The 14,074-nt window shown below is 70.6% G+C and carries 15 protein-coding genes, 1 tRNA gene and 1 pseudogene; 8 read left to right on the top strand and 9 right to left on the bottom strand.

The features are described from left to right. On the top strand, window positions 1-635 hold a 635-nt coding region (locus tag AIIKEEIJ_RS26715), incomplete at its 5' end, for an exopolysaccharide biosynthesis polyprenyl glycosylphosphotransferase (RefSeq protein ID WP_161996911.1). Window positions 636-672: 37 nt separating this feature from the next. Here the strand turns inward: AIIKEEIJ_RS26715 and efeB are convergent. Genes efeB through efeU form a run of 3 tightly spaced genes read right to left on the bottom strand, consistent with a single transcriptional unit; the run spans window position 673 to window position 3,991 of the window. Next, window positions 673-1,947: an iron uptake transporter deferrochelatase/peroxidase subunit gene (gene efeB / locus AIIKEEIJ_RS26710; protein ID WP_029542174.1), complete on the bottom strand. Its 1,275-nt coding sequence runs from the start codon at window positions 1,945-1,947 to the stop codon at window positions 673-675. Next, entirely contained in the window at window positions 1,944-3,083 is a 1,140-nt protein-coding gene (efeO, locus tag AIIKEEIJ_RS26705) for an iron uptake system protein EfeO (protein WP_050034810.1), read from the bottom strand. The genes efeB and efeO overlap by 4 nt, the downstream gene beginning before the upstream one ends. Before the next feature lie 29 nt (window positions 3,084-3,112). Next, a complete protein-coding gene (gene efeU / locus AIIKEEIJ_RS26700; RefSeq protein WP_050034811.1) occupies window positions 3,113-3,991 on the bottom strand; it encodes an iron uptake transporter permease EfeU in 879 nt (292 codons plus the stop codon). A 139-nt stretch (window positions 3,992-4,130) separates the two neighbouring features. Here efeU and AIIKEEIJ_RS26695 point away from each other — a divergent pair, with 139 nt between their 5' ends. The 6 genes from AIIKEEIJ_RS26695 to AIIKEEIJ_RS26670 all read left to right on the top strand — a co-directional run bounded on the left by AIIKEEIJ_RS26695 (window position 4,131) and on the right by AIIKEEIJ_RS26670 (window position 8,633). Then, window positions 4,131-4,892, top strand: a complete 762-nt coding sequence (locus AIIKEEIJ_RS26695) for a lytic transglycosylase domain-containing protein (protein ID WP_006940789.1) — start codon at window positions 4,131-4,133, stop codon at window positions 4,890-4,892. 153 nt (window positions 4,893-5,045) lie between these two features. Continuing rightward, on the top strand, window positions 5,046-6,332 hold the full coding sequence (gene eno / locus AIIKEEIJ_RS26690) for a phosphopyruvate hydratase (RefSeq protein WP_161996910.1): 1,287 nt from the start codon (window positions 5,046-5,048) through the stop codon (window positions 6,330-6,332). A 10-nt stretch (window positions 6,333-6,342) separates the two neighbouring features. Beyond that, window positions 6,343-7,005 carry an FtsB family cell division protein gene (locus AIIKEEIJ_RS26685; RefSeq protein WP_161996909.1) on the top strand — a complete coding sequence of 221 codons (663 nt, stop codon included), beginning with the start codon at window positions 6,343-6,345 and terminating at the stop codon, window positions 7,003-7,005. Further along, window positions 7,002-7,529, top strand: coding sequence for a DUF501 domain-containing protein (locus AIIKEEIJ_RS26680; protein WP_006940800.1), 528 nt, complete (start codon window positions 7,002-7,004; stop codon window positions 7,527-7,529). Before AIIKEEIJ_RS26685 ends, AIIKEEIJ_RS26680 begins: the two co-directional genes overlap by 4 nt. Then, a complete protein-coding gene (locus AIIKEEIJ_RS26675) occupies window positions 7,526-8,485 on the top strand; it encodes a Ppx/GppA phosphatase family protein (RefSeq protein WP_050034813.1) in 960 nt (319 codons plus the stop codon). Before AIIKEEIJ_RS26680 ends, AIIKEEIJ_RS26675 begins: the two co-directional genes overlap by 4 nt. Window positions 8,486-8,559: 74 nt before the next feature. After that, a tRNA-Leu gene (locus AIIKEEIJ_RS26670) sits at window positions 8,560-8,633 on the top strand. 218 nt (window positions 8,634-8,851) lie between these two features. On the opposite strand, the pseudogene AIIKEEIJ_RS34365 reads toward AIIKEEIJ_RS26670, so the two are convergent. From AIIKEEIJ_RS34365 to AIIKEEIJ_RS26655, 3 genes and pseudogenes are all read right to left on the bottom strand, one after another. Next, window positions 8,852-9,154 (bottom strand): annotated as a pseudogene (locus AIIKEEIJ_RS34365) (DUF1214 domain-containing protein); the annotation flags it as partial. Window positions 9,155-9,573: 419 nt separating this feature from the next. Then, complete coding sequence (locus tag AIIKEEIJ_RS26660) at window positions 9,574-9,924, bottom strand: DUF1254 domain-containing protein (protein WP_029542191.1); 351 nt, start codon at window positions 9,922-9,924, stop codon at window positions 9,574-9,576. Window positions 9,925-10,660: 736 nt separating this feature from the next. Further along, on the bottom strand, window positions 10,661-10,840 hold the full coding sequence (locus AIIKEEIJ_RS26655; RefSeq protein ID WP_006935779.1) for a hypothetical protein: 180 nt from the start codon (window positions 10,838-10,840) through the stop codon (window positions 10,661-10,663). Window positions 10,841-10,984: 144 nt separating this feature from the next. On the opposite strand from AIIKEEIJ_RS26655, the gene AIIKEEIJ_RS26650 reads away from it, so the two are divergent. Next, window positions 10,985-12,478 carry an amidase gene (locus AIIKEEIJ_RS26650; RefSeq protein ID WP_050034814.1) on the top strand — a complete coding sequence of 498 codons (1,494 nt, stop codon included), beginning with the start codon at window positions 10,985-10,987 and terminating at the stop codon, window positions 12,476-12,478. 19 nt (window positions 12,479-12,497) lie between these two features. Here AIIKEEIJ_RS26650 and AIIKEEIJ_RS26645 read toward each other — a convergent pair whose 3' ends face one another. From AIIKEEIJ_RS26645 to AIIKEEIJ_RS32735, 3 genes are all read right to left on the bottom strand, one after another. Beyond that, a complete protein-coding gene (locus AIIKEEIJ_RS26645) occupies window positions 12,498-12,647 on the bottom strand; it encodes a hypothetical protein (protein ID WP_006935782.1) in 150 nt (49 codons plus the stop codon). 94 nt (window positions 12,648-12,741) lie between these two features. Further along, entirely contained in the window at window positions 12,742-13,443 is a 702-nt protein-coding gene (locus AIIKEEIJ_RS26640) for a type 1 glutamine amidotransferase domain-containing protein (protein WP_006935783.1), read from the bottom strand. A 276-nt stretch (window positions 13,444-13,719) separates the two neighbouring features. After that, window positions 13,720-13,863: a hypothetical protein gene (locus AIIKEEIJ_RS32735; RefSeq protein WP_006935784.1), complete on the bottom strand. Its 144-nt coding sequence runs from the start codon at window positions 13,861-13,863 to the stop codon at window positions 13,720-13,722. Window positions 13,864-14,074: the final 211 nt, after the last annotated feature.

Raw genomic sequence — 14,074 nt, 5'->3', positions numbered from 1 at the left:
TGCTCCAACTCAGTGCCCCGCGCTACGCCGGCCCGGCGTGGTTGGTGAAGAACATCTTCGACCGCGTGGCCGCCCTGATGATCGTGGTGCTCCTGGCGCCGTTGCTGCTGGCCATTGCCCTCGCCGTCCGGCTCACGAGCCCGGGTCCCGTGCTCTTCCGGCAGACCCGGGTCGGCAGGGACGGGCGGACGTTCACGATGTTCAAATTCCGCAGCATGGTGGTCGATGCGGAGGATCGTCTCGCCGACCTGACCGACTGCAGCGACGGCAACGGGATCCTGTTCAAGATGCGGGAGGACCCCCGTGTCACGCGGGTCGGCCGCTTCATCCGCCGGTACTCGCTCGACGAACTGCCGCAGCTGTTCAACGTGGTCACCGGCGACATGTCGCTGGTCGGCCCACGTCCCCCGCTGGAATGCGAGGTGGCGCGGTACGGAGAGGACGGCGCCCGCCGGCGGCTGTTCGTCAAGCCGGGACTGACCGGCTTGTGGCAGGTCAGCGGACGAAGCAACCTGAGCTGGGAGGAATCGGTCCGCGCCGATCTGCGTTACGTCGAGAACTGGACCTTCGCCCTCGATCTGTCGATCCTGCGCAGGACCCTCCGGGCCGTCCTGCACCGCGACGGCGCCTACTGAGCCCCGCTCGGCGTCACCGATCTCGTTCCGGGACGGTTCACGCCTCGAAGAGCGCCTGCCCCCAGTACTCGCCCGGTGCCGGCCCGGCCGGGCACGCGAATACCGCCGACCCGACGTGCTGGATGTACTCGTTGAGCGCGTCGCGTCGTGCCAGTTCGCGCTGCATCGGCACGAACTGCTCGAGCGGGTTGCGGCAGAACGCGATGAAGAACAGGCCCGCATCCAGGTGGCCGAAGCCGTCGGAGCCGTCGGTGAAGTTGTAGCCCCGGCGCAGGATCTTCAGTCCGCCGAGGTGCTGGGCCGACGCGAGGCGCACGTGTGCGTCGACGGGGACGAACGGCCCGTCCGGTCCCCTGGACTCGAGGTCGAGTTCGTCGAACTCGCCGGTCTTCCCGAGCGGAGCGCCGTCGCGCTTGGTGCGGCCGATCACCTGCTCCTGCTCTTGCAGCACCGCTCGGTCCCACTGCTCGATGAGCATGCGGATCCGCCGCGCCACCAGGTAGGTGCCGCCGGCGAGCCAGGCCTGGTCGTCGCCGGGGCCGACCCACACCGACTCGGTGAGCGCGCCGGGGTCCTCGGCCTTGAGGTTGTTGGTTCCGTCCTTGAATCCGAACAGGTTCCGCGGCGTCTGCTGCGACGTCGAGGTGGACGAGGTGCGGCCGAATCCGAGCTGCGACCAGCGCACCGACGCGGTGCCGAACGCGACCCGTGCCAGGTTGCGGATGGCGTGCACCGCCACCTGAGGATCGTTGGCGCACGCCTGGATGGCGATGTCGCCGCCGCTGCGGGCCGGATCGAGGTTGTCGGCGGGAAAGTGCGGAAGTTCCTCGAGTGCAGAGGGTCTGCGGTCGGCGAGACCGAACCGGCCGTCGAACAGCGACGGGCCGAACCCGATGGTCAGGGTCAGCTGGGAGGCGTCGAGGTCCAGGGCCTCGCCGGTGTCGGTGGGCGGATGGTAGGGACCCTCGCCGGTGGCACCGTCCTCGGTGGCCTCGAGCCCGGCGGTCATCCGCTCGGCCATCTCGGTCCACGTCTTCAGCAGCGCGACGAGTTCGTCCCGGTCGTCGGTGGTGACGTCGAACGCCACGAAGTGCATGCGGTCCTGGGCGGGGGTGACGATCCCGGCCTGGTGTTCGCCCCGGAACGGGACGGCGCCGGCGTGGGCGGTGTCCGCGCCGGGTGCGGTGACCCGGCCGACCACCGCGCCCGCTCCGGCGAGCGCGGCGCCGGCACCGACCGCACCGAACAGGCGGCGGCGAGAGATGCCTCCGCGGGCGGCGGGGGCCGCGGCGGTGTCCGGGGTCCCGCTCATGCGCCTGCAGCTCCCGCGACGACACCCTGCACCTTGCTCACCTCGGCCGAGAGCGCGTCGATCAGGCGCGAGAGTTCCTGCCGCTGCGGCTCGGTCACGGTGTCGTAGGAGACGAAGCCGTCGCCCTGCCGGTACCGGGCGAGCGCGGCGTCGAGGTCGGCGAACCGGGCGTCGATGGCCTGCCCCAGCTGGGGATCGTTCGCGTCGAGGATCGGGCGCAGCGCGGCGACCGCGGCCTGCGAGCCGTCCACGTTGCCCTGGAAGTCCCACAGGTCGGTGTGGGAGAAGATGTCCTCCTCACCCGTGATCTTCGAGGTGGCGATCTCGTCGAGCAGGCCCTGCGCATTTCCGGCGATCTTGGTCGGGTCGACCGTGTAGTCGGCGGCGTTCACCAGGTCGGCCAGCTCCTGGACGTCGACCGCGAGCTGATCGGCGATCGCGCCCGTGTCGGGCTGGGGGCCCTGCACCCACAGGTCCTTCTCGAGCCGGTGGAATCCGGTCCAGGCCTGGCCGGGCTCGAGGTCCGCCTCGCGCAGGTCGATCCGCGGGTCGAGGTCGCCGAAGCTCTCCGCCTCCGGCTCGATGCGTTCGAAGTAGGTGCGGCTGACCGGGAACAGCCGCTTGGCCTCGTCGGCGTCGCCGGCCTTCACGGCGGCCACGAACTCGCCCGTGGCGGTGACGAGGGCTTCGGTCTGGCTGCGGATGTACCGGCGGTAGCCGTCGCCCGCCTCGGTGAGCTTGCCGTCGGCGTCGGTGGCGGCCTGGGAATCGCCCGTGACCACGAACTCCTGACGGATCCCGTCGCCGACCATGCCGGGGCGGCAGGACAGCTCGTAGGTGCCGGCCTCGGGCAGGTTCACGATCAGCTGCCGGGTGAGTCCGGGGCCGATGTTCTCGATCTCGCCCATCACCCGGTCGCCGGCGGCGAACACGTAGAACTCGGTGACCTTGGTGCCGTTGTTGGTGATGCTGAAGGTCGAGTGCCCGGTCGCGCCGTCCGCCGCCGCCACGTCGCATGCGGTGTCGGTGGCGGTGACCGCGATCGCGTCGTCGCCGGCGGTGGACTTCTCGGTGCAGCCCGCCAGGGCGAGGGGCAGGGCCGCTGCCGCCGCGAGGGCGTACGTGGATCGACGCATGGATCGGTGCCTTTCGAACAGGGAGGGGGTCAGACGGCGACGGCCGGTTCGGGTGTGCGGGCCGGCGCGACGGGACGCAGGAACACGTACAGGACGACGACGAGGTAGCTCACCCACGCGACGGCCTGGAGGACGGTGGGGTCCGGACGGAGGTTGAAGATCCCGGCCAGCACGGTGCCGTACCAACTGCCGGCGTCGTAGTGGGCCGAGACGTCGAAGGCGAGGTTCGAGCCCCCGGGCAGGACGCCGCCGATCTGGAGGGCGCGCAGGCCGTAGGCGAGAATGCCGGCCGCGACCACGATCAGGAAGGCGCCGGTGTACTTGAAGAAGCGGGCCATGTCGATCCGGATCGCCCCGAGGTACATCAGTACCGTGAGCCCGGCGGCCACGCCGATGCCGAGGAGCAGGCCGACGAGCGGCCAGGCGCTGCCGGCGGTGTTCTCCGCGTACCCGACCATGAGCAGTGCGGTCTCGAGGCCCTCACGGCCGACCGCGAAGAACGACAGGGTGAGCACCGCCGCCGGTCCCGCGAGCAGTGCCTTCTCCATTCCGGAGCGCAGGTCCCCGGAGATCGACCGCGACGCCTTGCGCATCCACAGCACCATGGCGGTCACGATCACGACCGCGGCGAGCGACGCGAGGCCCGCGGCCACCTCGGCGGCGAGGCCGGTGAGGGTGGTGGTGCCGAAGTGGATGATCCCGAACGTCGCGGCGACCATGGCGACCGCGGCGCCGACGCCGAGCCATACCCACCTCAGGGCGTCGCGGCGCTGGGCCTTGACGAGGAAGGCGACCAGGATCATCACGACGATGCCCGCTTCGAGGCCCTCGCGGAGCCCGATGAGGCCGGAGCCGAACAGCTGGGTGGCGATCGACGGGGCCTCGGAGCTCGCGGCGAGTGCGGACATGGGCATGACTCCAACGGTTAGGTGAGGCGAACCTCTCTTAGGTGATGCAAGCCGAAAACATACACCCGGTCGGGACTCCGTCGACAGGGACCTTGGTCTCTTTACCTGCGCTTTGCCGGGGATATGGATGATGGGAACCATGCCCCCTGCCGCCTCGCGCCGACGCTCACCGTGGCCGCGCGTCCTGGTCGGCGCCGTCGCCGCGGTGATCCTCGTGGTCGTCGGCGTTGCCGTCTGGAGCCCGCGCGAGCCGCGCATCCCGATCCCGGACGGCGTCCCGCCCGCCCCCGGAACCGCGGTCCCGGCGATCGACGTCGACGCCCCCGGCCGCACCGCCGACCAGTTGCGGGACTGGGCGGCACCGCAGGCCGAGGCGCTCGGCATCCCCCGCACCGCGCTCGAGGCCTACGGTCACGCCGCAGCCGTGCTCGCCGCCTCGCGCCCCGGCTGCGGGCTCGCATGGACGACGCTCGCCGGCATCGGGAGCGTGGAGAGCCGGCACGGCCGGTACAACGGCGCGAGCATCGCCCCCGACGGACGCGTCGACCCGCCCATCCGCGGTGTGCCCCTCGACGGTGGTCCCGGACTGGCCGAGATCCGGGACACCGACGGCGGCCGGCTCGACGGCGACCCCGTTCTCGACCGGGCGGTGGGGCCCATGCAGTTCATCCCCGAGACCTGGTTCCGCTGGGGCGTGGACGCGAACGGCGACGGCGTCGCCGACCCCGACAACATCGACGACGCGACCCTGACCGCCGGCCGCTACCTGTGCGACCGGGGCGGCGACCTCACCACCGCCGAAGGCTGGACGCGGGCGCTGACGGCCTACAACCTCTCGGGCGAATACCTCGCGCTGGTGCGCGACCGCGCCGCCGCGTACGGGGTGGGCCGTCGGCCCTGACGCGGCTGCCCGATCCGTCCGCCTCCCCGCCGGGCGGGCGGCCGGTGGCCGCCGCCGTGGGGCGCGCCGTGCTTCGGGCGCAGGTCGGGGCGGTTAGGCTGTTCCCAGCGTGCAGACCCCGCAGCGTGAAGTCCATCGAAGGAGAATCAGCCAGTGGCCATCATTGAGCAGGTAGGAGCCCGCGAGATCCTCGATTCGCGTGGTAACCCCACGGTCGAGGTCGAGGTGCTGCTCGACGACGGAAGTTTTGCCCGCGCTGCGGTGCCCTCCGGTGCGTCCACCGGTGAGCACGAGGCCGTCGAGCTGCGCGACGGTGGCGAACGCTACCTGGGCAAGGGCGTCGAGCAGGCCGTCGAGGGCGTCCTCGGCGAGATCGCCCCCGCCATCATCGGCCTCGACGCGACCGAACAGCGCACCGTCGACCAGGCCCTCCTCGACACCGACGGCACCCCCGACAAGGGCCGGCTCGGCGCCAACGCCCTGCTCGGCGCGTCCCTCGCCGTCGCCAAGGCCGCGGCCGAGTCCTCCGGACTCGAGCTATTCCGCTACCTCGGCGGCCCGAACGCCCACATCCTGCCCGTGCCGATGATGAACATCCTCAACGGCGGCGCCCACGCCGACACCGGCGTCGACGTCCAGGAGTTCATGGTCGCCCCGATCGGCGCCCCCACCTTCAAGGAGTCCCTGCGCTGGGGCGCCGAGGTGTACCACGCCCTCAAGTCCGTGCTCAAGAGCCGCGGCCTGGCCACCGGTCTCGGTGACGAGGGCGGCTTCGCGCCCGACGTCGCCGGCACCAAGGAGGCCCTCGACCTCATCAGCGAGGCCGTCGCCAAGACCGGTCTGAAGCTCGGCACCGACGTCGCGCTCGCGCTCGACGTCGCCGCCACCGAGTTCTACACCGAGGCCGCCGGCTATAAGTTCGAGGGCAAGGACCGCACCGCGGGCGAGCTCGCCGACTTCTACAACGAGCTGCTCTCCGCGTACCCGCTGGTGTCCATCGAGGACCCGCTGAGCGAGGACGACTGGGACGGCTGGGTCGCGCTGACCGACAAGATCGGCAACAAGGTGCAGCTCGTCGGCGACGACCTGTTCGTCACCAACCCCGAGCGTCTCGAGGAAGGCATCGTCAAGGGCGCCGCCAACGCGCTGCTGGTGAAGGTCAACCAGATCGGCACCCTCACCGAGACCCTCGACGCCGTCGACCTCGCGCACCGCAACGGCTACAAGTCGATGATGAGCCACCGCTCCGGCGAGACCGAGGACACCACCATTGCCGACCTCGCCGTCGCCGTGGGCAGCGGCCAGATCAAGACCGGTGCCCCGGCCCGCTCCGAGCGCGTCGCCAAGTACAACCAGCTGCTGCGCATCGAGGAGTCGCTCGGCGACGCCGCCCGGTACGCCGGCGAACTGGCGTTCCCGCGTTTCAACATCGAGGGCTGAGCGCACCCGCATGAGCCAGCGCGGTAGGTCCCGGCCCGGTGCCCGGCGCACCCGCACCGAGGGTGCGCCGGGCGTCCGGCGGCCCGGACGGGCCCGCCCGGCCGGACCTACCGCCTCGACGGAACCGCCCGCCGACGCTCCCGGTGCCCGCACCGGGGGCGCATCGGGGCGGGCCCGGCCCACCCGCGTCGGAACGCCGCGCGAGTCCCGGCCCGCCCGTGCCGAGCGCACCTTCTTCGGCCTGTCCACCGGCCGTGCCGTCGTCCTCGCCCTCGTGGTGTGCGGCCTCGCACTGACCCTCGCGGTTCCGTTGCGCACGTACGTCAGCCAGCGCTCCGAGGCCGAGCGGGTCGCCGCGGAACGGGCACAGCTCGAGGAGGAGATAGCGGCGCTCCGCGAACAGAAGGCGCAGATCGAGGACCCGGCGTGGATCCGCGCCCAGGCCCGCGAACGGCTGCGGTTCGTCATGCCCGGCGAAACTCCCTACCAGGTGCAGCTGCCCGGCGACTACCAGGAACCGGTCACCGAGCAGACCGAGGAACTGCCCTCCACCGGCGCCTGGTACAGCGACCTGTGGCAGTCGGTGTCCGTTCCCGCGCCAGAACCCGAACCCGCCCCGGTGCCGCGGCAGATGCCGGTGGCGCCCCCAGAACCAGGAGAACCGACCGGGTGACCGATCCCGTCGCACAGGAAGACCTCGACGCCGTCGCCGCCCAGCTCGGGCGGGCCCCGCGTGGCGTCCTCGCCATCGCCTACCGCTGCCCGGACGGAGCCCCCGGCGTCGTGAAGACCGCGCCGAAACTGCCCGACGGCACGCCGTTCCCGACGCTGTTCTACCTCACCGATCCGCGGCTCACCGCCGAGGCCAGCCGGCAGGAATCCGGCGGGGTCATGAAGGAGATGACCGAGCGGCTCGCCGCCGACCCCGACCTCGCGGCCGCGTACCGGCGGGCCCACGAGTCCTACCTCGCCGAACGCGACGCCCTCGACTCGCTCGGCACCGACTTCAGCGGCGGCGGCATGCCCGACCGCGTCAAGTGCCTGCACGTCCTGATCGCGCACTCCCTCGCCAAGGGGCCGGGCGTGAACCCGTTCGGCGACGAGGCCGTCGCCCTCGCCGCCGACGCCGGCCTGCGTGGCACCGCCGTCCCCGCCGACTGGCCGACCTACGCCGAGCTGCGCGGAGAGACCGAGTGACCGCCGTCGGCGCCCGCCGCGTCGCGGCGATCGACTGCGGCACCAACTCCATCCGCCTGCTCATCGCCGACCTCGGCGACGACGGCCGGCTCACCGACGTGACGCGGCTGATGCGCATCGTCCGGCTCGGGCAGGGCGTCGACGCCACCGGCCGGTTCGCGCCCGAGGCGATCGAACGCACCCGCGTCGCCCTCGTCGAATACGCCGGCCTCATCCGGGAGACCGGTGCGCAGGCGGTGCGGATGGTCGCGACCTCCGCCACCCGCGACGCCGCCAACCGGGACGACTTCTTCGCGATGACCCGCGAGGTCCTCGGTGCGGTGATCCCCGGTGCCGAGGCCGAGGTCATCACCGGCGACGAGGAGGCGCGGCTGTCCTTCACCGGCGCCGTCGGCGAACTCGACCCCACCCGGGGGCCGTTCGTCGTCGTGGACCTCGGCGGCGGCTCCACCGAGGTGGTGCTCGGCGACGCCGACGGTGTCCATGCCGCCTACTCCACCGACATCGGCTGCGTGCGGCTCACCGAGCGGTGCCTGCACGACGACCCGCCCACGGCCGAACAGATCGCGGCGGCCCGAGAGTTCACGAGGGAGAAGATCGCCGAGGCGCTCGCACACGTGCCGGTCGAGCAGGCCCGTACCTGGGTCGGCGTCGCCGGCACCATGACCACGATCGCGGCCCTCGCGAACGGCCTCGCGGAGTACGACCCCGAGCGCGTGCACCTGTCCACCGTCGGTTTCGACCGGCTGCGCGAGGTGTGCGACGGCCTGCTCGCCGCCACGCACGACGAGCGCGCGGCGCTCGGCCCGATGCACCCCGGACGGGTCGACGTCATCGGCGGCGGGGCGATCGTGACGACCGTGCTGGCCGACGAACTCGGCCGTCGCGCGGGCATCGGCGAGCTCGTCGTCAGCGAGCACGACATCCTCGACGGGATCGCGCTGTCGATCGCGTAGGTGGCGTTGCCGCCGTGGTGTCCTTCCGGACCTGCCCGGGTCCGGGAGGACACCACGCACTACCCTCTTCTTGCGCCCCCATAGCCCAATTGGCAGAGGCAGCGGACTTAAAATCCGCCAAGTGTCGGTTCGAGTCCGACTGGGGGCACTCGATCTGTACAATTCGGCGACCAATTCGCGGCGTAGCAAATGACCCGCACCACCGGGTGCGTCGTCGGGTGAACAGTAAGAGGTGCCCAGCATCGACGGCGGTGATCCCTTCAGATCTCCACTTCTTCGATCTCCCCGGGGCGCCAGGACCTGTCGAAGAACGGTTGCAGCGGGCTGTAGAGACGCAGGCACACACGATCCCCTGTCCGGCGTCGTCTGGATCCAGGTGCCATCGGGTACGCCGTCGGGGAGTTCGGGCGCGAAGTGCACCGTCGTCGACCCGTCGGGATCGGCGGTCGCAGCCCGGCGAGGGTAGCCCTGGCTGCCGACTTTCGAGAATCGTTGCGGTGTGTCGAGCATGGACCGGGTCTGGTTGTCCCACGCGGTCAGGGACCAGAACCTGGCGGCCGGGATGCCAGGGGGAAGCGACACCGTGTAATGCCTGCCGCCGTCGAGGGTTCGGCCCTCTTTGTCCGCGGCCGCGACGAGGTACTGCGAACCGAGGTTCGTGATCCGCATGCACATCGCCGGACTGATTCCCCAGGCGAGGTAGAAGAACTGGGTGCGAAGATGCAGCTTCCGTGCGCCGTCGGACGGGTACGGCCCGATTCCCGTGTCGGAAACCTCCGCGGGCGGGGTCATGAGGTCGTAACCGCCCGCGAGCAGGCCGTTGACCCATTGCGACGCCTCCCCGTAGTAGTGGACCCCGTCTTCTGTGCGCGGGCGGAAGGTGAGGGTGCGTGCGATCGCATTGCCCACGGCGGCTGCCTCGGTCAGGATCTCCCGCATCCGCGCGTCCGGCTCGAAGGCCTTGCCCTTGACGATCCCGATCGCGGCGAGTTCGCCGGCAATCTCGGCATCGAGTGCCTCGGCGGGCTGGTCGCTCACCAGGTCACTCGCGAACTGGTAGAACGAACTGTCGTTGGGATTGACGGTGTTCATGGGGAGACCGGTTCCCTCGACGAACCGCCGGCACCGCGGTCCGGGCCGCCCATGCCGGAGTCGGTCACCCACCGTGCCCACATGTCGTTCATGAATGTGAGTGTGAGCGGCGGACTCTCGACTACCAGTGGACCGCCGGTCAGGTCCGCGGACGTCGAGAAGTAGAGAGAGCTGGAACTTCCCCCGAGCAGGATCGTCCTGGAGTCCAGCATCCCCGACCACACGACGACGTCGTTGTCCCGGATGCCCGCCTCGAGATACCCCTTGCGCATCGCCCAGCTGTTGACTCCGGGAAGTGCATTCAGGAACGTGTTGAGGGCCTCCGAAGGCCGCGTGGTTTCGTCCATGATGTCGGTCCTCTCTCGGAATCAGTGGACTCGCAGGTTGAGCCCCGGATGCGCGGTACACAGTCGTCGGCCGCCGATCGAGTAGCTCCCTTCACCTGCAAGGGATGAGGAGCGCAGGCCCCGCCTGCTCCCAGCCCATTCCTCGGTCGGGAAGCGTCCACGGGTGCGTGCGTGCCCACGCGTCCGCCTAGTCCTGGGTCGCGAACGGCTGCTCGTCGACGACGGCGCCGTCCGTGTGCACGATCCGGGAGTACTTCCAGTGGGCATCGTCCCGGACGAAGGCCCTGGTCGCGGCGCATTCGTCGAATCATCTGCGCTCAGCAGCCGCCAGGCAGCGAAGGCCTGTTGCTGTCCCCGACAGCCGACCGACACCCACTGATGATCTTGTTCGCACGGACTTGCGGACCGACCAGGTCCTCACCGTTGTCGGGGTTCTGTTCTCGGACGCTCGTGACTGCCGGCGAGCGTTGACGGAGGCGGACGACCGCTCGTCTCACCCAGCGGAGGACCCGCGATGACGATACGTTCGGTGTATGTCGAACGAAACCGAAAGTGCCGTTCTGCCCCTCAGCACCCCGGTCACGATGAGCATCGTCCGTGCGTTCCTCGCGGGCGCTCCGGAAGACGCCACGCTGGAACTCGATTCGTCCAATTCTGCAGAGCCGAGACTCGTGCTGACGTGGGCGAAGCGTCAGGAGGGCTGAATCCACCCCCCGAGCAGCCCGGTCCGCTGCGGTCAGGTCCGCTCGGAGTTCTCCCGCTTCTCCCAGTCTGCCTCGACCTGCTCCTCCAGGGTCCATCCCGGGGTTCCCGCCCGCGGATGCGTGTGCGCCCACGCCAGGGCCTCGTCCTCGGTCTCGAACGGCTGCTGGTCGACGACGGACCCGTCTTCGTTGACTATCCGAAAGTGCTTCATATCCAAAATCGTTGCAGGCCCCCGTCCCGATCGGGCGCATTCGGTCGAACCCGGTCGCGCGAACATCGCGGGAAAGCGCTCCCCTCGCGCTGGCCCCGGCGGGAGAATGAGGAGACACCGCCGGGTTCCCGAGGAGGCGGAGCCGTGGACTACGCCGAGTACCGCCGGTTCGACGCCGTGGGCCTTGCCGGGCTCGTCGCGAGCGGGCAGGTCGACGCGGGGGAGCTGCTCGAAGCGGCGCTGAGCCGACTCCACACTGTGGAGCCGACTCTGAACACGGTGGTGTACCGGCTCGACGAGCGCGCCCGTGCCCGGGCGCGCGAGATACTCACCGGCCCGTTCGCCGGGGTGCCGTTCCTGGTCAAGGATCTGTTGCAGGACGTCGCCGGGACGCCCACCGGAAGTGGCAGCCGCGCCCTCGCCGCACTGCCCGCCGAGCGCAACGCGCTGGTCGTGGACCGGTGGCTCGGAGCGGGACTGGTGATCTTCGGGAAGACCAACACCCCCGAGTTCGGCGCGAAGGGCATCACCGAGCCGGAGGTCAACGGTCCCACCCGTAATCCGTGGAATCCCGCGCACACCCCGGGCGGATCCTCCGGGGGTTCGGCCGCCGCGGTGGCGGCGGGGGTGGTGCCGGCGGCGGGGGCGAACGACGGCGGCGGTTCGATCCGCATCCCGGCGGCGTGCTGCGGGCTGGTCGGCCTGAAACCGGGGCGCGGTGTGGTTCCGAGTGGTCCCGCGTTCGGTGAGCTCCTGCACGGAGCCGTCAGCCACGGGGTGGTGACGCGCACGGTACGGGACACGGCGGCGATGCTGGACGTGCTCGCCGGTCCGGACCCGGCGGGTCCGTATCTGGTTGCCATGCCCGAGGATTCGTATTCCTCTGTGGCGTCGGAAGAACCCCGCAGGCTGCGCATCGGATTCGCGACGGAATCGCCGCTCGGCACGCCGGTGGATCCGGCGGCCGTCGCGGCCGTCGCCGATGCGGCGACCCTGCTCGGCGAACTCGGGCACCACGTGGAACCCGCGGCCACCGGAGTCGACGAACGCGGCCTCGCAGTGGATTTCCTGACGATGTGGTTCGCGGGGGTGGCCGTCGAGATCCGGCGAGCCCGTCGGCTCACCGGGTGTGGTCCCGAGGGATTCGAAATGGACACCCGTCTTCTCGCCGCCCTCGGGGACTCGGTGCGGCCGTCCGAGTACCTCGCCTCGCTCGAGCGGTGGAACGGATACGCCCGCCGGTTGGCGGTCTTCCATGAGACGTACGACCTGTTGCTGACTCCGACGCTTGCGTTCCCGCCGGCGCGGATCGGTGAGTTGACCACCCCCCGCGTCGTCCGCGCCGCCGGTCGCGCCCTCCTCGCGGCACATCTGGGAGGGGTCCTCCGCCGGGCGGGCGTCATGGATCGCATCGTGGACGAGAACCTCGGTCGGACGCCCTACACCCAGTTGGCGAATCTGACCGGAAGGCCGGCGATTTCGTTGCCGCTGTACTGGACGACGACGGGCCTGCCGCTCGGGGTGCAGTTCGTGGCGCCTCTGGGCGGTGAGGGTTTGCTGCTGTCCCTGGCGGCCGAACTCGAGCGGGCACGACCGTGGTTCGACCTGCAGCCGCCGTTGTCGGTGCCGGCTGCCTGACTGCAGTGTCGGCCACGCGTCAGGGCAGCGGCGCGCCCGCCGTCAGCAACAGCACGGTCCCCACTGCGACGACGACCGCGATCATCACGACGATCGCGGCCGTGCCACGGGGCTCTTCGGGGTCCCCGAAGAACGGCTCTTCCTTGTTCCACTTCCACAGCCGGCGCACCCCTACATGAAACCGGGTGACCGGTATGTCCGCAATGTGACACCCCGCGCCCCGGCTCGGTCAGGGCGACAAGCGTCGCCCGCTCGGGGCGAGATCAGTTCTTCGCCGCCTCGACCACCCGCTCCGCCACCTCGCGCGACGACGCCGGGTTCTGTCCGGTGTAGAGGCGGCGGTCGACCACGACGTGCGGTTGCCACGCCGGTCCCGCGGAGAACTGGGCGCCGCTCTCACGGAGGCGATCCTCGAGCAGCCACGGCGCCTTCTCGGCCAGCCCGGCCTGCGTCTCCTCCTCGTTCGTGAAGCCGGTCATCCGGTACCCGTCGAAGAGCCAGCCGCCGTCCGCGCGTCGTGCCGGCAGCAGTGCGGCGGGGGCGTGGCATACGACGGAGACGAGCTTGTCGGCGTCCAGGAAGTTCCCGAGCAGCCGGCCGAACGGTTCGGACACGGCAAGATCCTCCATCGGGCCGTGCCCACCCGGGACGAACACGAGGTCGTAGTCCTCGGCGCGCACGTCCTCGAGCACGGTGGGGGAGTCGAGGACCGGCTTCAGGTCGGCGAGGGTCTGCCGCAGTTCGTCGCTGCGCTCCTCGCCTCCGGCGGCGTCGGGCGCGAGACTGGCTTCGTCCACGACGGGGGTGCGGCCACCCGGTGTGGCGAACGTGATGTCGAATCCGGCGTCGGTGAACACCCGGTACGGCTCGATCAGCTCCTCGGCCCAGAACCCCGTGGGGTGTCGCGTCCCGTCGGCCAGCGTCCAGTGATCGGCTCCGGTGACGACGAACAGCACCTTGGTCATGATGGAAGTCCTTCCGGTCGGGAAAGGGTCGTGGGCGACCCTCGGACTGCGTTCCCGTTCCCGGCCGATTCCAATCGTCGACCGAACGGCGTCCGGAATGACGAACGCCCCGGCGCGGGGCCGGGGCGTTCGCGTGGCCGGGTCTTCCCCACCGGCCGCCGTCCACTGTACGCCCTCCGGACGGCGGCCCTGTCGCACGGGCCTCGAGGGCAGGGAGACTGCCGGGATCGTCTGGCGGGCTTGTCATCCCGCAATCCGGGCCGGCAGTGACGCGGATCAGGCCCGGGCGGAGAAGATGCCGTGGTAGTCGTACGGACCGCTCGGCGGCTGCGAGGTCGCGACGGGCTCGGTGTTCCCCTCGTCGCCGGGAGTGGTGGGCTCGACGAAGAGCGGCGTCTGGAACTCGGTTTCGTTGTGCATGATGTCCTTTCGGGCCGGCGAGCCGGGTCGGGGCGGCGGAGCCGCAGCTGTGGTACCCCGACGCTGCCGCCGCTACACCCGTACCCGGTATGCGGGTAGGACGGTCACGGGACAGGGCTCGGTTGGTGGTGCTCGACCGAAATCACGCTGTACTCGCCCGATCGGAAGCGATCGACCGAGACGTGTCGTCGATGCAGTCACCCTACACGGC

Origin of the sequence: Rhodococcus sp. YH1 (assembly GCF_009939605.1) — a bacterium.
In the GTDB taxonomy this organism is placed as follows: Bacteria; Actinomycetota; Actinomycetes; order Mycobacteriales; family Mycobacteriaceae; genus Rhodococcus; species Rhodococcus aetherivorans.
This window is presented reverse-complemented; position numbering and strand designations above follow the sequence as displayed.